The 21,564-nt window shown below is 64.8% G+C and carries 13 protein-coding genes; 6 read left to right on the forward strand and 7 right to left on the reverse strand.

Annotation, left to right across the window (positions count from 1 at the left end; translation table 11 throughout):
• Window positions 1-69 precede the first annotated feature (69 nt).
• Entirely contained in the window at window positions 70-1,242 is a 1,173-nt protein-coding gene (locus tag KY493_RS00380) for a hypothetical protein (RefSeq protein WP_219897050.1), read from the forward strand.
• Window positions 1,243-2,653: 1,411 nt separating this feature from the next.
• On the forward strand, window positions 2,654-3,565 hold the full coding sequence (locus KY493_RS00385) for a PAS domain-containing protein (protein WP_219897051.1): 912 nt from the start codon (window positions 2,654-2,656) through the stop codon (window positions 3,563-3,565).
• A gap of 439 nt (window positions 3,566-4,004) precedes the next feature.
• On the opposite strand, the gene KY493_RS00390 is transcribed toward KY493_RS00385, so the two are convergent.
• From KY493_RS00390 to KY493_RS00400, 3 genes are read right to left on the reverse strand one after another with little or no spacing between them, the layout of a single operon-like run.
• Entirely contained in the window at window positions 4,005-4,343 is a 339-nt protein-coding gene (locus KY493_RS00390) for a peptidase inhibitor I78 (protein ID WP_219897052.1), read from the reverse strand.
• Window positions 4,344-4,361: 18 nt separating this feature from the next.
• Window positions 4,362-4,772: a hypothetical protein gene (locus KY493_RS00395; RefSeq protein ID WP_219897053.1), complete on the reverse strand. Its 411-nt coding sequence runs from the start codon at window positions 4,770-4,772 to the stop codon at window positions 4,362-4,364.
• Window positions 4,773-4,816: 44 nt separating this feature from the next.
• Window positions 4,817-5,299: a MucR family transcriptional regulator gene (locus tag KY493_RS00400; RefSeq protein WP_219897054.1), complete on the reverse strand. Its 483-nt coding sequence runs from the start codon at window positions 5,297-5,299 to the stop codon at window positions 4,817-4,819.
• 548 nt (window positions 5,300-5,847) lie between these two features.
• On the opposite strand from KY493_RS00400, the gene KY493_RS00405 reads away from it, so the two are divergent.
• Window positions 5,848-7,809 (forward strand): methyl-accepting chemotaxis protein, encoded by a 1,962-nt coding sequence (locus KY493_RS00405; RefSeq protein ID WP_255567938.1) that lies wholly within the window; start codon window positions 5,848-5,850, stop codon window positions 7,807-7,809.
• A 2,823-nt stretch (window positions 7,810-10,632) separates the two neighbouring features.
• On the opposite strand, the gene KY493_RS00410 is transcribed toward KY493_RS00405, so the two are convergent.
• Window positions 10,633-10,839, reverse strand: coding sequence for a hypothetical protein (locus tag KY493_RS00410; RefSeq protein ID WP_219897055.1), 207 nt, complete (start codon window positions 10,837-10,839; stop codon window positions 10,633-10,635).
• Window positions 10,840-11,032: 193 nt separating this feature from the next.
• Here KY493_RS00410 and KY493_RS00415 point away from each other — a divergent pair, with 193 nt between their 5' ends.
• Together KY493_RS00415 and KY493_RS00420 are read left to right on the forward strand one after the other, a co-directional pair.
• Window positions 11,033-11,269, forward strand: coding sequence for a hypothetical protein (locus KY493_RS00415; RefSeq protein ID WP_219897056.1), 237 nt, complete (start codon window positions 11,033-11,035; stop codon window positions 11,267-11,269).
• A 97-nt stretch (window positions 11,270-11,366) separates the two neighbouring features.
• Complete coding sequence (locus tag KY493_RS00420) at window positions 11,367-11,774, forward strand: response regulator (protein WP_219897057.1); 408 nt, start codon at window positions 11,367-11,369, stop codon at window positions 11,772-11,774.
• A 22-nt stretch (window positions 11,775-11,796) separates the two neighbouring features.
• Here KY493_RS00420 and KY493_RS00425 read toward each other — a convergent pair whose 3' ends face one another.
• Window positions 11,797-11,982 (reverse strand): hypothetical protein, encoded by a 186-nt coding sequence (locus KY493_RS00425; RefSeq protein ID WP_219897058.1) that lies wholly within the window; start codon window positions 11,980-11,982, stop codon window positions 11,797-11,799.
• 700 nt (window positions 11,983-12,682) lie between these two features.
• Between KY493_RS00425 and KY493_RS00430 the strand changes: the two genes are divergently transcribed.
• On the forward strand, window positions 12,683-12,937 hold the full coding sequence (locus KY493_RS00430) for a hypothetical protein (protein ID WP_219897059.1): 255 nt from the start codon (window positions 12,683-12,685) through the stop codon (window positions 12,935-12,937).
• Window positions 12,938-12,995: 58 nt separating this feature from the next.
• On the opposite strand, the gene KY493_RS00435 is transcribed toward KY493_RS00430, so the two are convergent.
• Together KY493_RS00435 and KY493_RS00440 are read right to left on the reverse strand one after the other, a co-directional pair.
• Window positions 12,996-14,327, reverse strand: a complete 1,332-nt coding sequence (locus KY493_RS00435) for a TadE/TadG family type IV pilus assembly protein (RefSeq protein ID WP_219897060.1) — start codon at window positions 14,325-14,327, stop codon at window positions 12,996-12,998.
• A gap of 592 nt (window positions 14,328-14,919) precedes the next feature.
• On the reverse strand, window positions 14,920-21,489 hold the full coding sequence (locus KY493_RS00440; protein WP_219897061.1) for a cadherin repeat domain-containing protein: 6,570 nt from the start codon (window positions 21,487-21,489) through the stop codon (window positions 14,920-14,922).
• Window positions 21,490-21,564: the final 75 nt, after the last annotated feature.

Genomic DNA, 21,564 nt, shown 5'->3' on the forward strand with positions numbered 1-21,564 from the left:
CCCCGCTTGAAGCTCGTACCGCAACCTAGGCGCACGTTGTTCTTGAACAGCTGCACCCTAGGAGCTGATGTGGAGCCCCTCGATATTCGGAGGCGTATGACCCAGCGCCCTGACGCGGCGAAGGGTCAAACCAGACCACCGAGATTGACCAAGGGTCTCAAGCTCTGGCATCGCGAGCCCCTTCGCTCTTGCATCGGACGGCGGGTTTTGGATTTCTTCAAACGCTTGCGCCGCGCGACCGCTGCGATCCCGCCTTCGCCGACATATTCACCGGGGCCGCCGCCTGCCCAGCTCGATAAGGCGCTGGACGGCTCTAATCCGCTGCACCAGCTTCTGAATCAGTTGGGTCTGCCGTGGAAGGAGACGCGCCAGCAGGTCGAAGCCAGGGTCATAGCGTCGCTCGATCCATTCTACCGACGGAACGCCCTCTTCTTTCCCGACGCCGTCCGGCCGTCCGGCTTTCTGCAGCCTTGGACCGCCAGCCTCTTTGAGCGCTACGCGCCCGACGCGCCCATTGTCAGGTTTTCCGGCTTGGCCTGGTACACCGACGATGCCGGAGCCAACATCGACCGCATCGCAGATTATTTCGCCGCCCGCCTTGGCCCCGCGCCAGTCGGCAAGCAGTACAACACCCTCTACGGCCGCTGGCAGGCTGGAACCGCCTCTCTCGAGCTCCAGTCCTGGCCCCATGCCTGGCAATCTCCGAACCTGCAGAACGACGCCCATGCGCGCGAGCCGAAGCTGATCACGGCCTGCCGCGTCTCCCTGCTGACGGGATTTCGCCTGCCGCTGAGCGTCGAGGAAGAGCGATGGGTGGCTGACGCCCGCCCCATCGCCGAAACGCGTCCTTTCCTGTCGCCCAATCCCGGCGGCTTGGCGAACACAGCCCCCGGAGAGACGGAAGTTGAATACGCCCGTGATCCGGCCGGCTATCTGCCTCAAGTCCGGAACCGAATCAGCTGCCCACCCGGTCGGGAAGCCCTGATCCTATGCTCCCACCAGCTGTTCGTGCTGCCAGCAAGGGACGTGCTCGGGTTCGAGGTGTTGCGGCTGCTGCCGGCGAAGGGCGGAGGGGGCTCCAGCCTATCGGTGCGCGTCCGCACTCCCTGTCGCGGCGTGCCCTACAAGACGCTGCGGGTGTCGGATCACAGCGATCCGGATGGCGTGACAGGGCTAGGCCAAGACCTCGCTATTCTCTTCGGGACGGCCTGCGATATCGGCCCCTACTTCGACGACGTTTAGCGAGATTGGTTTGCGCGGACGCTCTCCACCCGAGCATGCGGCATCAATACAGGCCAACACCGACCGGGCTTAGCCCCCAAGATCTGAGCTTTGCCTCAGCCTGGGCGGCGCCTCCAGCCCGACCTCGCAAGATCCCCCCGGTCACGGCAAGGGCTTGGCCCCGCGCGCTCCAACGGACACGCACGAGTCGGCTGTTTGCCGAGTCGAGCGCAAGGCTTGCAGCTCTTGCTCATTGAGTTGAAGAATACGCACTGCGATTTCAGTCGCTCCCAAGATCGGAATGGGCTCGCCGAAGCGCACGCGCCAGAACTCATCAAGAACCGCGTCTTCCGCTGACATGACCAAGGACATGCCAACTAAGCGGACCTGTCCCATCTCAGTTGCAGACCCGCGATCTCCCGCGAACGGGTTGGATAACGTCGGCCGACCCCGGTTGTTGACGACCATGCGCTCAAGCGCTTGGCCATACGTACAGACCTTCAGCTAAGATCAACAATGAGCGGGACGCGCCTGAGCTCACCCGCTGCTGAAGGTTCGCCCTGCTCCAGCCGAGCCCCGCTGCTAAGCGTTAAGGTCAACACGCTCGGCTCTTATGAGGCGAGAAGCGCCGTCAGCCCCCGCTGAGCGACAGGCCGTGATGAGGTCTCGGCGCATGTTCGGCCTTGAAAGTGCGGCGACGTCCGACGCCGGATAGCCCTCTTTCAGCAGCGCTTGTCGAACATCGGCTGAAACCGAGTACGCCCCTGTTTGCGCGAGCTGAAACGCACGTTCCGCTGCGCCGATTTTCCCCGCCTTCTCCTCCTTTGGTCAGCCAACAGCACGGCTGAAACCACGTCCCGCCGTCCAGGGTTCCTCCCCCTCGATCACACCGCTGAGAGCGGGTTGGCGGTTATGAGAGCGGGTTGGCTGTTCATTGAAAAGACGCCAAGGCGGCGGCGCGTTCGTTGCCTGATCGGTCGGCGTGAACGCCCGGCCGAAGTCCTTTGACGAAAGCCCTCGGCACGAAAGCGTCAACTCGGCCGCGCCTCATCCAGAGTCCCGCGTCGGAAGCGTGACGTGGCGCTTTTCAAACGCGCTCTGACGCTTTCGTGCAGGCGAGCCTCTTCGACTACAAGCTCTGCTATAGGCTCAACGGCGTCATTGCCAGAATAGACCCCCCGAATCTTAGCTTCGATAGATCGAGAAGCCGCCTCTACCGCGACATGGAAAATGGGCAAGCACGTCGCCGTAAAGGCGACGCCAAGGTGAACCCTTCGGACGATCCACCGTTGGAGAAAATCTGTGTTGCTGTAGCCGCGCCTCGATGCATCAGAATTGTATTCGTAAAGACGAACCCGCCGCAGCCACGAGCGCAGCGCTTTTCGACCGCAGTGACTTGGCGGTGATAGCGGTCGAGCGTACGCGTATGCCGATGACCGTCAGCGATCCGCGGCTGCCGGACAATCCGATCGTCTGGGCCAATCAGGCGTTTTTGGACTTGACCGGCTATTCTGCTGACGAAGTGCTCGGGCGGAATGGTCGATTCATGCAGGGGCCGGAAACTGATCCGGCGCACGTACAGCTGCTCGCGAAATGTCTGGCGTACAATGGGCATGTCACAACCGACATTCTGAACTACCGGAAAGATGGGACATCATTCTGGAATCGACTGTCCATCAGCCCCGTGCTCGCTGAAGACGGCGATGTGCTGTACTATTTGGGATCGCAGATGGACATGACCGCGCAGCGTCGTGCCCAAGATCTCGCCCAGGTTGAGAAGGCGCTGCTCCGTGAAGTGGATCACCGCGCCCTCAATGCCCTGATGATTGTTGACAGCTTCATGCGGCAAAGCGACGCCTCAAACCCGGAGCAATATGCGCTCGCGGTGCAAGGGCGTGTCGGCGCTCTGGCTCGGGCGCATCACCTGCTCGCGCGTGGAGGCTGGTCTCCGATGCCCTTGACGGCTGTCATCGACGCCGAACTTGCACTGCTTCCGCAGGACCGCATCAAAGTGTCGGGTGATGCAACTCCCCTACCTGCAGAGATCGTTCAGGCCGTCAGCCTCGTTGTTCATGAACTCGCTAGCAACGCTGCGCGGCACGGCGCCCTGTCCTTTCCCGGAGGCATGCTGGAGATTACGTGTTTTGCAACGGACGATGGTGAATGCGCCCATCTAAGTTGGCTTGAAACCGGCGTGGCCTTCAAGCGAGCGGTTCAGCCGAGCTTCGGTCTGCGGATGGTTGCAAGCATCATCGAACGGCAACTCGGCGGCGTCCTTAAGCTCACCTGGACGCCGAGCGGTCTCCACGCAAGCGTAGTCATACCTGTGAAATCGTGCTTTTGAAGCTGGCGGCCGATCCTCAAGGCGGAGCATCCATCCAACTCCAGCACAGCTCAATGCTGACGATCCCGCAGCGAGCTGGATAGAGGCGCGAAGGTAAAAGTCGTTCCGCTCGACCTCCTTACCGTCTGGGTATTCTTCTAGCCATGCCCAGTCTCTGGGGCCGATCGTTGTCGCCGACATCGCCTTCGAGGCGGCCGACCGGGAGATGGTAGACCGCTTCTATCGGACCGCGCTCGAGCATTGCGGAACGGATGTTGGCGTCCTGGGCCTCCGGCCGAAGTATGATCCGAACTCTTACGGCGCCTTCATCCTGGATCCCGAAGGCAACAAGATCGAAGCTGTGACCTTTTCCGCGGCATCGGAAGGATGATGGCCGTTCAGCAGTGAACGACTGGCTCGCGCTTGCGCGCTAGGCTGAAGCCCCGCCATTGAGGGATTGCTAGCCGCAGCTCACCTTGACGATCCGGCGGGTGGCGTCATCGAACTCGACGTTCAGGCGCTCGGGCCGGTAGTCGTCGGTCCTGTCGCAGGTCGTGCAGACGACGCGCCAGGTCTCGCTTTCGGGCTGCTCGGGCAGGCTGTGAACCGACTGCCCGACCCAGACCTGGCGTTCCGACGCACGGCACTGATCTGCCGATGGGGTGCGAGCCGCAATGGCCGCCGTCGCTGGGGCCGGCTCTCGCATCGGTGCGGTCGCGGCTGTTTCGGGCGCGGTGCAGGCGCCGAGCGCGGTCGCGGCGCCCACGACGATGCAGGATGCCGGAAGTTTTGTCCGCATGATCTAGAACCTCACCGGTTAGCCGCAGCTCACGTCGACGATCAGGCGCGAGGTCTCGTCGAAGGAGATGTTCAGCCGGTCGCGCCTGAGGTCGGAAGTCTGCTCGCAGGTGGAGCAGCCGATGCGCCAGACCGAACCCTCGGCCGGTTCGGGCAGGGCGTCCACCGGCTGCCCGATCCAACCCTGGCGCTCCGAAGCCAGGCATTGATCGCCGAAGTAGAATTTGCGGTCCCCATCCGGCGTTTCTGCGATCCAGATGGTCGGTTCGCGCGGATGGGTTCGGATTGTCGCGCCTTCGGGCGCCCAATAGGTGAAGGGCGGCGGCGGATCCGCCGCCATCGTCACGGCCGGGGTCGGCAGCGGAACCGGCAGGAGCGTGCCGGCGTCCGCCGGTCTGGCTGGCTGATCGACGCACGCAGCGAGAGCCATGGCCGCGCCCGCGAGGGGGCCGGATGTCGGGAAACACCAGGCAGTCATGCTGATGGCTCCGGCTTGGCCGCCTTGGTGCGCGGCTTGCGCGGAGCCTCGGCGAGCGCGGCGGCGGCGCGGGGCTTGCGGCCGAGACCGAGCTGCTTGGCGACCTCGCGGCGACGCTCCGAAAAAGCCGGGGCGACCATAGGATAGCTGGCGGGAAGCCCGTAGCGTTCGCGGTACGCTTTGAGCGTCAGGCCGTGGGCGGAGAGATGCCGCTTGAGGGACTTGTAGGGCTTGCCGTCGATCAGCGAGATGATGTGCTCGCGACTGGCCAACGACTTGCGCAGCGAGACGGCCGGGGCGGGGCCCACGTCTTGCTTGGCCGTTCCGGCCTCGGCGCCAAGGCCGGAGAAAGCCGCATAGGTCGAAACGATCAGGTCCGGTAGGTCGCCGACGGCCACCGAGTTGTTCGCCACGAAGGCGCTGACGATGTGCGCGGTGAGCGCCACAAAGTCGGAAGAAGGCGCGGCGTCTGCGGTCATGGGACCTCCGGATCGCAAACGACCGAAGCTAGACGAGGACGCATCGGCGTCCAAGATCGCGCTCGCCTTGCCCTCCCGATCTTGCACACGCCGAAAGCGGACAAATGAAAAGTTCGAGACGGGAGGAAAGAAAACGTCACATCGATATGCTGCTCAAATTTCAGCGCGCGCCCTAAACGAGCCTCAAGAGCCCGTATGTCATGCGCAGATGTGATCGACGTCCCATCGGCTGTCCAGATGCCACCGCGGGGTCAGCGAGGAAGCGCAGCCGGTGAGCACTCAGTTGGACTCCTGAGTGCTCGGACTCGCAATGGCCCGGTCAAATCCTCCGCGGTAAATGTCCGTTAGCTAAGTACGTGTACATCCGTTCGTTGAAGGACGTGAAGCCCTAGCGGGCCTTGTCTCCAGAGCTTCAGGGGGAGTGGCGGCTCGCCAGATCTGCGTTCCTTTGGCTGTCACAGCCACGCGATCGTAGCCGGACCGGCAGCCACTGAAGCTTGGCGTCAACATGTAGCGCCTGCAGAAGGCGGAGTAAGGGGAACTCGTTCGTGAATAACTTGACCAACCTGCCCGTTGGGCGGAAGTTGTTTGTCGCCTTCGCCGTGGTGCTTGGCGCCATGGCTATCATGGGCGCCGTAATCGGCATGAGCCTGTTCACAGTGGGAAGCGCCACTAAGACCCGCACCACCGCCAATGCGATCTCCGCCGCCGCCGACATTGCGGAGTTAAGGCTGGCGAAGCAGGAAAACTCTATACGCGGCTTTCTGCTGTCGCAGGATCCTTATTACTTAGAGCGGCTTGACGGCCATCGCGCCGAGTTCAAGAAGGCGTTGGCCGAGGTGCGCGAGAAAGGCTCGGCGGACGTGATCGCCGCCGCTGATGCTGCCGAGGCTGCGGCCGACGCTTGGTGGGTCAACGTTCGCAACCCGGTGGTTCAGCTATCTCGTGACGCCGCCACGCGTGAACAGGCCCGCGCCATGGTCGCGCCTGACGGCCCGGCCGACCGCTTCATCGTGCCGGTCGAAGAAGCCGTGGACGTGATCAAGAGCAAGGCCTCAGAACATCTCGGAATTGTCCGTGAGAAGTCGAATGAAGCCGTTCAAGCGGCCTTGACCAGTCTGGCTATTGGCCTCCCCTTGGCGTGCCTGATCGCGCTGTTCGCCGGTCTGGCGCTGACGCGCGGCATCGCCCGCCCCATCCTGACGACCATTGGCGACATGAAGAAGCTGAAGGATGGGGATACCTCCATCCAAGTGCCGCTGGCCGGTCGCAAGGACGAGTTCGGCCTGATGGGACAGGCCGTTCTGGCCTTCCGCGACGCCGCCATCGAAAAGAAGCGCGTCGAGGCCGAGGCTCTGTCGCAGCGTTCGCTGTCCGAGCAGGAGCGGGCCGCCAACGAGGCCGAAAAGGCCCGGATCGCCGAGGAGGACCGCGTCGCCCTGGGCGCCCTGGCCTCCGGCCTGTCGGCCATGGCCGAGGGCGACCTGACGCACCGCATGACGGTGGAGGTCGCGCCCCGCGCCGAACAGCTGAAGGCCGACTTCAACTCGGCCATCGCCCAGCTGCAGCAGGCGGTCGCCGTGGTGGTGCAGAACGTGGCGGGCATCCGCTCGGGCGCCGGCGAGATCAGCCAGGCCTCCGACGACCTGTCGCGCCGCACCGAGCAGCAGGCCGCCAGCCTCGAGGAAACCGCCGCCGCCCTGGACCAGATCACCGCCACGGTGAACAAGACGGCCTCGGGCGCCAAGCAGGCCTCCAACGTCGTCCAGGCCGCACGCGGCGACGCGGAGACCAGCGGCAATGTGGTGCGCGACGCCGTCGCCGCCATGACCGCGATCGAGAGCTCCTCGGCCCAGATCAGCCAGATCATCGGCGTGATCGACGAGATCGCCTTCCAGACCAACCTGCTGGCGTTGAACGCCGGGGTGGAGGCCGCTCGGGCCGGCGACGCCGGGCGCGGCTTTGCGGTTGTCGCCTCCGAGGTCCGGGCCCTGGCCCAGCGTTCGGCGGAAGCGGCCAAGGAGATCAAAACTCTGATTTCGGCCTCGACCGGCCAGGTCGATCAGGGCGTCAAGCTGGTCGGTCAGACCGGTCAGTCGCTGCAGCGCATCGTGGATCGCGTGGCCGAGATCGACAGCCTGGTGTCCGAGATCGCCGCCTCGGCCAGCGAGCAGGCGACGGGCCTCCAGCAGGTCAACACCGCCGTCAACCAGATGGACCAGGTGACCCAGCAGAACGCCGCCATGGTCGAACAGTCCACCGCCGCCAGCCACTCGCTCGCCCAGGAAGCCGACGCGCTGCAGGCCTCGGTCGCCCGCTTCCGCATCGGCCAGACCCATGCTGCGGCCGCACCAATGCGCGCCTCGGCCGCCCCGGTTCGTCCGGCCGCGTCCAGGCCTGAAGGCCGCATGGCGCGGGCGATGAAGACCATCAACCGCGGCGTCACCGCTCTGAAGCCGCAGCTCCAGGTCGTTTCCCACAAGCTCGAGGACGGCTGGGAGGAATTCTGATGATGGGACGTGTGTGTCGAACCGCGTCCTACGAGAACAACGAATCGCTAGGCTCAGGACTCAGGGCTCACAGCCAGAAAAGCACCGTGGCTGCGGGCCCAAGAGACACCGTATCGCAGCTGATTGTTCCGACGCCGGGTATGTCGACGAAGCGCGTAATCGCTACGCGAGCGGCTATGCTCCGAGCGGGCCTTGCAGTGGCGCCTTCGCCTTTCCCGCAGGATCGCTTCTGTGGCCTGCGAGCCCTGGCACGCCAGCGTCAACTGAGAGGGCGGATGTTCTCTGGGGCGTCGGTTCCAAATGAGGCAACCGACCCTTGAGCAGTGATCACATCGGAGACAGGAGATTCGCGATCTTCGGATAACGCGGACCCGGCTCGGATTGAGGTTGACCACGTTCGAAGGCCGCAACAGCTCGAAAGTCCAACATCCGCAACAGTTTGGTCTGCGAAGTAGGCGCCGCGCACAGACGCAGACCTCCGGCTCGCGCGTGGAGCGTTGTATTTACAGCGTGGTCTGTATGACCGCTCCCAGCGAAGCAGCGACATGCTCACGCTGAGTTCGTCTCGTTCGCGACGGCTCGGTCGCCTGATTGACCCGCCTGAAGGTTTTCACCGATCAGGACGGCTTCATAGCTTTGAGATTGGCGCGCGACGGTACGCCCAGGACATAGATCGTGGTTGATCTCCCGACTGTCTGGTGATGGGTTGTGAGCGCACAGTGCTCACGAGCACCTGCGACTCACGTCGGACGGGCGGGAAGGCTATGTTGAGACTGTTGTCGAAGAGACGGCGCCGGCGTTTGTCTGCGCGCCAGTCCAAGCCCGTGAGCGAAGGAAGTTGGCTGTTCCGGCTCTACATGGCTTGGATGAAGCGAAACGTGGGGCGTTAGGCGTCCGCACGTTTCGTGTCAGGGTTGGCTCGGAACTTATTGGCCGAACGGACAGGTCTCGGACAGGGTCGACAGGACCCGCAGGATCATCCCGTGCCCGCTCGCGGTTGCTGGCGGGATCGTCCTCGGCGCCATCATCGACACCATGGCGATAGGGCTCAGCTCCGGGTTCGAATTCATCACCATCGGCAGAGGCAGAACGTGAATGCGTGGAGCTCTCGCTGAACCTGAAGGCGCGAAAGGCCGCGACTCATCCGTTAACGTCGGGGTAACCACGTCGGGCGCGTCATGCGCTCAGCCGGGGGGGGGGGGCTGCTCAGGAGGGCGTTATGCCGACTGCCGTTTCCCGTCGCCGTCGCCGCCATCGAGGCGAGAGCGCTTTGCGGCTGTGGAGCTTCGCCGGGATTGTTGGCTTGGCCGGCTGTCTCGCTGCGTTGTTCTAGTCTTCACGCTCCAGTCAGGCCGTGCTCAGCTCGCCGCTCGCCGCTCGCCGATGGATCTGCATCATCACCGGCGACGCGCCCGGGCTTGTCCGCCCCAAGCTTGATTCAGCCGGGCCGTCACCTCATCAAAGATGCGAATAGCCGTCGAGCCTCTGACCAGAACCGCCCCCGCATATCCGTCACAGCATTCAGTTCTTGCCGGCGGCCCGTAGCTTTCGCATCGAGCGGGCGGCCGCCACGTCGTCCAGTCGCTCGCTTGGTCCTTGTCGCCCGCCTGCGTCAGGCAGGATGCGACAAGCGTCCTCCTCCCGTCAGGCATGGCCCGGCCTCTATCTAAAACCCGCGCAGCGATGCTCGCTCGGCCGGTCTGGTGCAATCTTCACCTTGGGACAATATGGGCTCCATGTTGAGGGTGCGATCGGCCTTCGCTTGTGCGAGAGTGTCAGCGGTCGGATGGTGTGACAGCTCTCTCCCCTCGGCGGCCCGCGTTGTTCCGGTAAGCTCAAAGCGGGCCGCCACCTACCTAATGACCCTCCGGAATGGGCCGTGCGCGAGGCAGGCTGTGGTGGAGGGCAGAGCCCGCCAAGGTCAGTCGCCGGCGCTGGCGGCCTGATTCAGGGTCAGCAGCAGGATCAAGATGGCCAGCACCGCGGCGGCTCCGAACAGCATCAACAGCCAAACCCTGCGACGACCGATCTGCAGATGACTGGGTCCTCGCTTGCTGAACCATGCGCAGCGCCGTCAGCTTAAAGCCCGCAGGTCATGACCTGCCCGATCCCGATCATCTCAGGCGGCGTCATCCCAAAGCCGCCCATGGGTGGGAAGGGGTCGGAGTCAGGCCGGACATCGCCGCGTTGAGCTCGGACGCGCTGCCCCTAGCCGTTCAGATGGCGTCAGCGCAGGGGGCGAAGACGCTCACAGTCCCATCGCAACGGACATCGGCCCGGCAGGCTGAATGTCCGCATTGAACGGACGGTGAATGTCCGTTGCTAGTGCCCGGGTCTGAGCCCGCGAGCCGCTCGCGCTCACCAGTTGTGTGGCGGCGACCTCACGCCGTCATGGCCGGGGTATGAGCCGCAATCGCATTCGCGCCACCACAGCCTCTGCCGGATCGGTCGAAGCGGCTCCTGACGCCGCTGTAGCCGGCGCCTGACGAAGGACAGCCGTAACCGCCCGCCAGCAGGCCCCGAGGCGAAACACGCGCAACCATCCAACGTGCGAACCGCGCTCAAGACCGTGCCTAGCCCGCAGTCGTCGAGTCTGGAGCATGTTGGCAGGCGATCTCGAAGGCGGTTGAACGAGACCCTCAAGAGGTCTGAGCAGATCGACCGGGTTGACCGGGGGGCTTTCAGGGGGGGCCGACCGACGAAGGCTTAGGCGGTTCAGCAGGCATGTTTGGCCCAGGAGTCGCGTGCAGGCGGGCTCGCACATCCATCAGGCTTAGGATCAGGTCAGGGTCGGCCGCTTTCCGCCTGGCCGCTAATCGGATGTCACCCTTGCGGGATGTCCATACGTAGCCTCGCGCCCACAGCATCCAGAAGATCCATCGATCGTCGCCGCTTCGCAGGCAGGTCGCCCTGGTCCATTCCGAGGTCGGCTGTCACTTCCGCTGCGACATCCACGATCTCGACAGCATCGGCGTTAGTGATCACCCGCCGCGCAATCAGCCCGTGAACGAGGCTTTCGACGAGGAGCAAGGCAGCCTGTCCATGCGCGTCCGCGCAAGGTCGAACCGGACCTCACAGACCTAGATCATCCTGCATAGAGGGAGACGGGTGGCTTGTGTATAGGTCCTCTGTGGCACCGCGCTTGTCCTGCGCTCGAGAGAGGCCTAACGCTGTTCCGGATCTGAAGGCGTCGACATGGCCCCTTGTCGCCGGCGCCACCGCTATGGATACCGACTCAACGGCCTACCGCGCTGCGGTGCTGGCTGGCCGCGCCCAAGCCCTCAAAGAGCTTTCCGCTGAAATGGAGCGGCTTGTGGTCAGAGCCAACGTCGATGCGACTTACGTCGAGGCCGCGCACAGCCTGGTCCAAAGATGGTCGGATCTCGCCTCGTGGCTGGCGGCCGCCACGCTCGAGATCCGCGACGAAGTCGCGCTGCTCAAAACCGGGACCCAGCGGTAACTGCTCAGAAAGCCCCCTTGCGCTGACTAGATGGTTTCTTTGGAACCGCGACGGCCTTCGACCTCTTGGCTATGACCATCATCCAAGAGTGAGCAGCATGGTCCTGTCGACGAACCCGTACGCTCTTGTCGTTGATGACGATGCGATCATCCGCATCGATGCCGCGCAGATACTCCAAGACGCGGGCTTTCGCACCTACGAAGCCGGGGATGGTGACGAGGCGAAGCTCGTCTTGGAAGAGTTCGGGGCTAATGTGATCCTGCTGTTTTCGGACGTCGAAATGCCAGGTTCAACCGACGGCTTCGCCCTTGCGCGGTACGCGGCTGAGAAATGGCCGGAGCTTGAGATTGTCGTGGCCAGCGGGCGTCGGAAACCGGAAGCAGGCGAGATGCCGGATTGCGCGACCTTTATTTCCAAGCCCTTCGACGATCATGTTGTACATAGCCATCTCCGGAAAAAACTGCCCGATGGAAAGAAGCCGGAACCGCTGAAGCGGGCCGTTTAATGGTCGAGACCCATATCCAGTCTCAAGCGTCACTGTCGCGGGTGAAGCTGGCTAGAAGGTCGCCGGTTTTACGAACGTCAACGCGCTTGTAAGCCGTGGTCAGAAGCATCCGCATCCGTCCAAGTTCGCAAGCGTCCTCATCACAACCGGCGTCGATCATCTCGACCGATAAAACCGAGCCGGCGTACAGGTGCAGGCTGTAGTCCATGGAGTCTGCCTCGGATCATGCTGACAGGTCTGACACCCTGCCTGCCGTTCGACCTTCCAAGCCAAATATCGCACGGTGAAGCTCGGCAGGCGAGTCGCAGGATCTCTGCCGTCCAACGCTGAACGACGCATCCCGGACTCCATCACGGCGCCTGCGAAGCGGGCGGGGAGAGCTTCCGTTGTCGACCGGCTGCCATAGGGTTCCCGACCGCCCAGAGAACACTCACGCGCACCAGAGGTAACTGGGGCCTCTCAGGGCCAAAGCCGATGTCGGGTACTGGCGCCTTGCAGCGCCAGCGCAGTCGGAGCCTCAATGGCGGAGGCCCTCCCGGGCTATGCACGGGGAGGGGCTCTTCGCTACCAGCTTGGAGATGCTGAAACCATGAAGCCTGACCTACATGCTTCAGCGAAGTCCGAGGCAAATGTCGGAAGGTTGGTCTGTGAGCGGGCCAGCCTCTGCGCCTGATGGAAGGTGCTCCGTAATGTCTTCCTCAACCCTTGGGTCGCGTCTCCGATTGGGGGAGGGGTTGGATCAGGGGTCGATCAGGGCGTTCAAGCGTCCAGCGCGCTGGTGATCGCGACGTCTCGTCCGGCGCGCCATGGTCAGCGCCTGAACCGCGGTTTGTCGGGCGCCGCGCGCTTGCCCGAAGTTCCGCAAACCCCCGCATATCCACCGATCAATCGTCAAAAGGGTCAGCCAGGTGGTTTCCATCGACGCCGTGGAGTGCGGCGTGGCTGATGGACGGATCGGACAGGACGTACAGGCGCGCAAGTTCGATGGCATCCCGATCATCTACGCCCGGCAAGAGTTCGACCGTGTTGGACAGACCGCGGCGGACGTGGAGGCGATAGATGATAAGGATGATCCTCAAAGCGGCGGAAGTTCGGGCTCAGCTAGGCTGAGGGCGAGAGGGGATGCAATTGCGGCGGTAACCGTCATCGATGAAGTGCGATGAAGTAAAATCCCGACGTGGCGTTTAGACTAGATCACCGACAGCACTCCCAAGGGCGGGATCATCCCACCAGACGAACCGCGCTCGAGCGCCATCCGACGCCGTCGGGAACCGGCACCAGCGAGCCGCTGTAGTCCGCATTGATGACCAGGATCGGGGAGCCGCGGATTTCCAGCTGTTCGGTGATCATCACGGTCCAGTCCGATGTCCCGGCAACCTGGTTCTTGCCTTCCACGATCAACTTTGAAGACGGCATGTAGATCACGCCGTTCAGCGCCTTGACGTTGTCGCTGGCCATCTTGAACTCGCTGCCGAGGCGACAGTCCTTTGGCCGCGACGGCTTGGGCGGCCCATCATCATCGTCGTCGTCGTCCTCATCATCGTCGTCTTCGTCGTCATCATCGTCTTCCGCCCCAGGCTTGGGCTTGCACCAGGCCGTCTTCGGTCGAAGTCCGACGATGACAAAGCCCGCCAGAGACCCGGAGCGACGGCCGCCGAGGGTGACCTGCGACTTGTCCAGAAAGTCGAAGCTGGAACGATCAAACACCAACGCGACATCCTGTCCCGCTAGCGTGGAGTCCGACTTCATCTCAAGGCGGCTGTTGACGAAATAGTGGTCGCCCGCCTGCAGCGTCAGCACCACGTTCTTGCCGGAGACGACGTAGTCGTCGCAGTGAATGCCCGGAGCAAGGGACCGGCTCTTGTCGACCTTCACGACCTTGGAACTGGTGCAGGCGCCCGGCACGGTGATCTTCATGTCCAGGTACGGGTCGGCGATCGGAGGCGCGCCAGTCTGCGCGGCGGGCTGGATCTGACCCGTGGCGCGTCCGACGGACTGCGTGATCGCCGCGAAGATGCGGCTGGAGGCGGCCACCTTGATGCGGTCATTCGACTGCACCATGCAGGCGGGCGACTTCAGCTGCGCGGAGCCCTCCATCTTCAGGGCGTCGCCTACGCCCTGGCCGTGACCCAGTACGCAGAGCGGCGCCATGCCCATGGAGCTGGCGGTGGCCTGGACCCCGATGTCCCATCCTCCCGGTGGAAGCATGTTGCCGAAGAAGGACATTCGCTTGGCGGCGATCTCGACCCGCAACCCGCGTCCGCCGGAGCCCCGTTCGACCACCGCGACTCCCACCGTTGCTTTGGGCGGCCGCGGGAGCGAAGCGAGTTGCGCGGCGACAAAGGCGCGGGCCCGTTCGATCGGGGCGCTGGACGCCACCCCCAGGTGAAGCTCGTTGGCGCCCGCCAGAGCCGCGCTGTCAGCCACGCCTTGCAGCCGCTGCTGATCCGCGCGCACGCTCGCCAACTCAATCGATCCAACCGTCAGCAGAACCACGACGGGGGCCACCAGCGCGAACTTCAGCGCGATGTTGCCACGACGGTCTTGCAGCAATCTGCGGCCGACGACGAGCGCGGCCGGGCGCGCAGGCTCTCCCGCTGCGCCAAGGGCTCGTGAACATGCGCCTTGCACCTGGCGCAGCAATGACAGTCGCCGACGCGGCATAGACGCTCTTTGCGGTGGGGTCGTCGCGAAGGCTTAGCAGGTACGAGTTAACGCCGCGTCGCCCTCCGGCTCTTACCCCGCGGAGGCTCGACGATCCCCAGGCTGCAGAGGCCTGTCGCGATGGCGCCCTCAGGTCACAACCTGCCCCCGCATCAGCCCATCCGGCAGCGGCCGCCCAAGCAGCCTGCGCCGCCTCCGGTAGAGGCGGAGGGTGGTCGGCGCGTGAGGTCTCGTTCTGTGTGGAAGGGGATGTAGACGGCGATGGTGAGGAACCGCTGGGCTCCGTTCTCCATGTTCCCGATGGAGCCTGAGGTCTTCCGGCGTCTCCATGGGGCCAGCTTTACTTAGGTCGATGCGTCTCGCGACAGGGCGTGAACCGATGTTCGGTTCGGAGCGGTTTGCAAGCCGCGCTCCGGTTGAGACGAGCGTGCAATCGCACCCTCACTGCATCAGAGTCGGCGCCGCAGCGGCTTGATCGCGTCTAGCGGCTGAGGCGGAGGTTGAACATCGCCCTGTGATCGACCTGGTCCTCGGCAATCCCGCTGGTGAGATCCAGACCCCACTCTGCGGTGCTGTCAGGTCCGAAGCGAGCCCCGTAGCCAAGGCCGAAGATGCTGCGGTTCCTATCGTTCACGGACTCCCAGCGGTAGTCGAAGTGCAGCCCGCCTCGGCGGCCTTCGGCGTTCAGCCTGCCTCCGAACTGATAACCGCAGACCAGCACGGACCCGTCGGCGGAGGTGTCTTCGCAGAGCAGGCCCGGGCTCAGGCTGAACAGCGTCCGCCAGTCCGACCCCTCACGATGCGGCAGCGCGAACTCGCTCGTGACGGGGATGCTCAGCCGGGTCATATCGACATCCCCAAGGGCGAACTCGATGTCGCGCGCCTCACCGTCGGCGGACGCGACCACATCCATGACGCCGAGGTCTTCCTTGGCGCGCGAGAGGATGGCGTCGGTGGTCAGCTTGACGCCGGCAAGGTGAACATCGCCGCTCAGCATCGCGCCGTAAAGGCGTCGGTCCGCGCGCGTCTCGCCCGACACCGCAAGTCCGGCCTCGGTCATCTGCAGGTCGTACCAACCCCGCCCGATCCCGGCGAAGGCGCCGGCTCTCAGGTTCTCTGCGAGGCGCACTCCCACATAGCCGTTCGCCTGCAGCGAGTGGTCGGAGATTTCACTGTCGATGAAGCCGGGAAGTTCATCGCTCGCGAAGCTGCCCAGAAGACCCACGCCAACCGTGACGTTCGGCTTGAGAGCGCGTTCGACGCGAACCGAACCCAACCCTCGGCGGCTCCAGCCGCCATCTGTGTGGCTCACCGAAACGGCGGCGTTGGTGAACAGACGGTACGTTTGGTCGCAGCGCGTCCGGTTCCAGTCGAGCCACGTCTCCTGGTGGGTCTGATCGGCACGCATCCCGCGACCGAGCGTGCCGGCCTCGGGTGTGCTGTGACATTCCGAGCCTTGCCGCACCAGACCTTCGTTGAACGCCAGCATGTCGCCAAGACTGCGGAAGGCGTAGCTGCGGATTTCGCCGCGCAACTGCCCGCTGAAGGCGGCGAACCGCGCGCTGACTTCGTCAACGTCGGTGACGCGCACGGCGACCGTCTGCTGGCTGGCGTTGCCGAGCGCATCGGTCGCCCGAACAACCAGGCGATAGGTGTTGTCGCGATCGAGATCGCCCGGGTTCTCGTAATCGGGCGCGGCGATGAAGCTGAGCGCGCCTGTGGTCGGATCCATGGCGAACAGCGCGGCGTCCGCCTCGCCGTCTAACGACCAACGGGCGGGCTCGTTGGAAAGGAAGCGCCCGAGCGACTGAGTGCCTTCCCGGATCGATATCTCCGATGTCGCGGCGCCCAGGGCTCCGTCGGGTCCCGTGATCACCGGTCCGGTGATGTCCACGGCCTGGACGCGAACGATGACCCCGCGCCGAGCGACGCCGCTTGATGCGCCTGTAGCCAGGATGACCAGGGTGTAGTCATTGTCGCCGTCGGCGTCCGCCGGAGCGTCGAAGTCGGGCGCAGCGATGAACTTCAACTCGCCTGTGCCCGGGTCGATGGTGAAGCGCGCAGCGTCCGCGCCTCCGGCGATGGACCACCGCACCGATGCGTCGGCGCCCAGAAGGACGACCCGGAGCGATCCGTCTTCCACGCTGAGCACCGCGCCTTCCAAGAGCGGTCCCTCGGACGTGGTGATTTCCGGCGGGTTGTCGTTCAGGTCCGCGACCGTGACGGTGACAGCCTGGCTCGTGCTCAGGCCGGCATCGTCCGTTGCTGTGACGGTGATCAGGTAGACGTTGTCTGCGTCGGCGTCCTGCGGAGCTTCGAAGTCGGGGACAGCGACGAACGCTAAGGCGCCGGTCGAAGCGTCGATCAGGAACCTGGCGGCGTCCGGACCGCCGCTGATCGACCAGGTCACGCGCCGGTTGGCGTTGAAGGCAGCAACCGTGGTCGCGGTCTCATCGACCCGGATTGCGGTGTTTGACGGAGCAGCTGCGCCGTCGGGAGCGGTGATGACCGGAGGGGTGTCGATCACGTCCAAAACCGTGACGTTCAGGGTCAGGGCGGCGACGCCTCCGGCGTCGGTCGCGCTGGCGACGACGACGTAGACGTTGTCGACGTCGTCGTCGGCAGGCGCCTCGAAGTCCGGTGCGGATACAAACGTCAGCCCGCCCGTGGCGGCTTCGATGGCGAAACGTCCGGCGTCGGGGCCGCCGGAGATCGACCATGTGACCGCCCGGCTGGCGCCGAGAGTCGTCACCGGCGTTACGCCCTCTTTGATCGAGAGGGACGCGACTGAGGCCCCCGGAGCCGCTCCGGGCGCCGTGATGACGGGCAGTCCTTCCAGCACGTCCTGAACGGTGACGGTGACGATCTGAGCCGACGTCTGGCCACCGGCTCCAGTCGCTGTGGCGTTCAGCAGATAGTCGTTGTCAGCGTCAGCGTCCGTCGGCCCTTCGAAGTCCGGCGGCGCCATGAAGCTGATCACACCCGTCGCCGGATCGATCGCGAACGCACTGGCGTCGACGCCCCCGGTGATCGACCAGGTCACAGCCGTATCCGCGCTTAGCGTGGTCACCGCCGTCTGGTTCTCATCAACGGACGTCGCCGCGTTGGCCGCGCCTGCGCCGCCGCTGGGGCCGCTTATGACCGGTGCGGTGTCTATGATGTTCAGGACTGTGACGGTGAGCGCTTGCGTGGCCGCCGTCCCATTGGCGTCGGTCGCGGTCACACGCACGAGGTAGGCATTGTCGCCGTCAGCATCGGCTGGTGCTTCAAAGTCTGGCGTCGAGACAAAACTCAGCACGCCGGTCGCCCCGTCAATCGTGAACTTGCCGGCGTCAGCGCCACCGGAGATCGACCAGGTCACCGGTCGATTGGCGTTGAAGGTCGCTGCCGCTGTCTGGTTCTCATCAACGGACACCACCGACGCCGACGCGCCGGCGCTCCCCCCTGGGCCGGTGATGATGGGCGAGCCCTCCAGCACGTCCAGCACCGTGACGGTCGCGGTTTGAGCAGCCGTCGCCCCGTTGGTGTCGGTCGCGGAGACGGTCACGACATAGGCGTTGTCGGAGTTTGCATCTGCCGGCGCTTCGTAGTCGGGCGCCGAGACAAAGGTCAGCGCGCCGGTGGCGTCGATGGTGAACTTGCCGGCGTCGGCGCCGCCGGAGATCGACCAGGTCACCGGTCGATTGGCGCTGAAGGTCGTGGTGGCCGACTGGTTCTCGTTCACGGACACCACCGACGCCGACGCGCCGGCGCTCCCCCCTGGGCCGGTGATGATGGGCGAGCCCTCCAGCACGTCCAGCACCGTGACGGTGGCGGTTTGAGCAGCCGTCGCCCCGTTGGTGTCGGTCGCGGAGACGATCACGACATAGGCGTTGTCGGAGTTTGCATCTGCCGGCGCTTCGTAGTCGGGCGCCGAGACAAAGGTCAGCGCGCCGGTGGCGTCGATGGTGAACTTGCCGGCGTCGGCGCCGCCGGAGATCGACCAGGTCACCGGTCGATTGGCGCTGAAGGTCGTGGTGGCCGACTGGTTCTCGTTCACGGACACCGCCGAAGTCGCCGCTCCCGTGCTCCCGCCAGGACCGGTGATAATGGGCGAGCCCTCCAGCACGTCCAGCACTGTGATGGTCACGGTCTGGGTGGACGTCAAACCCCCGACCCCAGTGCCGGTGACGGCGAGCCGGTAGATGTTGTCGCCGTCAGCATCAGCGGGCGCCTCATAGTCGGCTGCCGCGATAAAGGTGATGGAGCCTGTCGCGGCGTCGATCGCAAATCGCGCCGCGTCGACGCCGCCGGTGATCGACCAGGCGACGGCTTGATCCGCTGTCAGCGTGGCGACCGTCGCCTGGTTCTCGTTGACCGATGTGGCCGAGCTCGTCGCGCCCGCGCCGCCGCTGGGGCCGGTGAGAACGGGTGCGGTGTCGAGAAGATCGAGAATCGTGACGGTCAGGGTCTGAGCCGCCGTCGCCCCGTTCGCGCCCGTTGCGGAGACGATCACGACGTAGGCATTATCAGCGTCTGCATCAGTTGGCGCTTCATAGTCTGGAGCCGAGACAAAGGTCAGAGCGCCGGTCGCGCCGTTGACCGTGAACTTGCCCGCATCAGCGCCTCCGGTGATGGACCAGGTGACCGGTCGATCGACGCTGAGGGTCGCCGCCGCCGTCTGGTTCTCGTTGACCGACACGGCCGACGTCGACGCTCCGGCGCCCCCGCCTGGACCGGTGATGACGGGAGAGCCGTCCAGAACGTCCACCACCGAGACGGTCAGCGTCTGGCTCCCGGTCCGTCCGCCTGCTCCTGTTGCGGTGACGACGAGCAGATAGCTGTTGTTTGCGCCCGTGTCCGTTGGGGCCTCGTAATCAGGGGCGGACACAAAGGTGATGGCTCCCGTCGCGGGGTCGATGGCGAACCGGCTATCATCGTCGCCGCCGGCGATCGACCAGGTGACCGTCTGATCCGCGCCCAGCGTGGCGACCGCCGTCTGGTTTTCGTTGACCGACGTCGCTGAGCTCGCGGCGCCCGCGCCGCCGCTGGGGCCGGTGATGACAGGTGCGGTGTCGAGGAGATCGCGAACCGTGACGGTCAGCGTCTGGCTTGTGGTCAATCCGCCGGTTCCGGTCGCGGTGACGGCCAGCACATAGGCGTTGTCCACATTCGCGTCTGTCGGCGCTTCGTAGTCAGGCGCCGCAACAAAGGTGATGACGCCGGTTGCGGCATCGATGGCGAAGCGGCTCGCGTCCGCTCCTCCGGTGATCGACCAGGTGACCGTCTGATCCGCGCTCAGCGCGGCGACCGCCGTCTGGTTTTCGTCGACCAAGGTCGCCGCGGCAGCTGCCCCCGCACCGCCGCTGGGGCCGGTGATGATGGGCGCGGTGTCGAGCAGATCGCGAACCGTGACGGTCACCGTCTGGGTCGCGGTCAGCCCGCCGGCGCCGGTCGCGGTGACGGCCAGCACGTAGGCGTTGTCCACATTCGCATCTGTGGGAGCTTCGTAGTCGGGTGCGGCGACAAAGGTGACGACGCCGGTTGCGGGATCGATCGCGAAGCGGCTCGCGTCCGCCCCTCCGGTGATCGACCAGGTGACCGTCTGATCCGCGTTCAGCGTGGCGACCGCCGTCTGGTTTTCGTCCACCGAGGTCGCCGCGGCAGCTGCCCCTGCGTCGCCGCTGGGGCCGGTGATGACGGGTGCGGCGTCCATGACGTCGAGGACTGTGACGGCTACCGTCTGACTTGCGGTGAGCCCGCCCGCATCGGTCGCTGTAACCACCAGAGCATAGATGTTGTCGGTGTTGGCGTCGGAGGGGTCTTCAAAGTCTGGCGCTGCGACAAAGGTCAGCGCACCGCCCGTGCTGTTGATTGCGAATTTGGCGGCGTCAGCGCCGCCGGTGATCGACCAGGTCACGGATCGGTTGGCGCCAAAGGCCGCCGCCGTTGTCTGGTTCTCGTTGACCGACACCGAGGACGACGCCGCGCCGGCGCCGGCGCTGGGCCCTGTGATGATCGGCGCAGCGGCCGTGACGTTGAAGGTGAGATCGATAGCGCTCGACCAGTTGCCCGCTGCGTCGCCGGCCTGAACCGCATAGGTGAAGCTGTTTGGCGCTGTGTCGTAATCGTTCTGAGGAACGCCAGCCGACGCGCCCGCCGGGGTCAGCCGTACCTGGCCGGCGGAGTTGATGGCGTAGTAGCCGTCGCTGCTGGTCTGGGTTCCGGTGGGGGCGAACCGATAGGCGGTGACCCCGATGGCGTCGGAGGCGGCTACTGTCCCGATCGCCGCGTTGGCGGGTCGATCTTCGACATAGGAAAAGGTCTGGCCGGCAGCCACGACCGGAGCCGTGGTGTCGGCCACCACATTGTTGAAGTTGTAGCCGATGCTGAAATCGAGGCCGAAGTAGGCGGCGCCGCTCGCGCCCGTGTCGCCGAGCGAAACGGTGACGCTGGAGGCGCTGGTATAGAAGACCCGGGCGCGTATCCTATTGAAGTCGTCGCTACCCTCAACGAAGTTCTGGTTGCTGCCGATGGTGGTGATAAAGCGGGTGCCTCCACCTACGCTCTGTCGGACGACTTGGGTGCCCGTGGCCAGCGAGAAGCTGGCGAACCCATTGAAGTCGGTATACTGGCGTCCGCCAGCGCTGCCGCCCGACCCGTCCAGATCGTAGGTGTTGGTGTAGAAGTTCTGCAGCTCGACGGGTTGTCCGTTCGAAAGGAAGTCGATGCGGAAGGTCGCGCTGCCGCCAGCGGCGGAGAGCTGCAGATTGGGCTGGAGAAACGAGGACTGGGCGTAGGGCTGGCTTGTTGAGTCAAAGGTCGTCAGCGTCGCTCGGTCGAGGTTCGTCAGCGTGACGCGGGCGTCGATCTGGACGCCGCCGATGTTGATGACGTTGGCGTAGTCCCGGGACGAGCCCACGCCGGTGCCCGTGCCGGTCCCGCTGCCGGCAAAGCTCAGAGGGGCGCCTGCAACGTCGAAAGCGGTCTGCGCCGCGACCGGTTCAGAAAGGCCTGCGGCGAGCACCACCAACGAGGCGGAGCACAGCCAGCCCCGGATGTTCGAACGCATAGGTCAGCCCCCGACGCGGACACGTCAGAGGCGATAGTGCAGCCCTGATGGTTAATCTGCCGCCAACCTCGATAA

It is taken from the genome of Brevundimonas sp. PAMC22021, from assembly GCF_019443405.1.
Taxonomy (GTDB): Bacteria; Pseudomonadota; Alphaproteobacteria; order Caulobacterales; family Caulobacteraceae; genus Brevundimonas.

Coding starts and splice junctions, on each gene's coding strand:
- KY493_RS00415 (WP_219897056.1), top strand. CDS start 11,033: ATGGATACCGACTCAACGGCCTACCGCGCTGCGGTGCTGGCTGGCCGC.
- KY493_RS00425 (WP_219897058.1), bottom strand. CDS start 11,982: ATGGACTACAGCCTGCACCTGTACGCCGGCTCGGTTTTATCGGTCGAG.
- KY493_RS00385 (WP_219897051.1), top strand. CDS start 2,654: ATGACCGTCAGCGATCCGCGGCTGCCGGACAATCCGATCGTCTGGGCC.
- KY493_RS00400 (WP_219897054.1), bottom strand. CDS start 5,299: ATGACCGCAGACGCCGCGCCTTCTTCCGACTTTGTGGCGCTCACCGCG.
- KY493_RS00420 (WP_219897057.1), top strand. CDS start 11,367: ATGGTCCTGTCGACGAACCCGTACGCTCTTGTCGTTGATGACGATGCG.
- KY493_RS00390 (WP_219897052.1), bottom strand. CDS start 4,343: ATGCGGACAAAACTTCCGGCATCCTGCATCGTCGTGGGCGCCGCGACC.
- KY493_RS00395 (WP_219897053.1), bottom strand. CDS start 4,772: ATGGCTCTCGCTGCGTGCGTCGATCAGCCAGCCAGACCGGCGGACGCC.
- KY493_RS00440 (WP_219897061.1), bottom strand. CDS start 21,489: ATGCGTTCGAACATCCGGGGCTGGCTGTGCTCCGCCTCGTTGGTGGTG.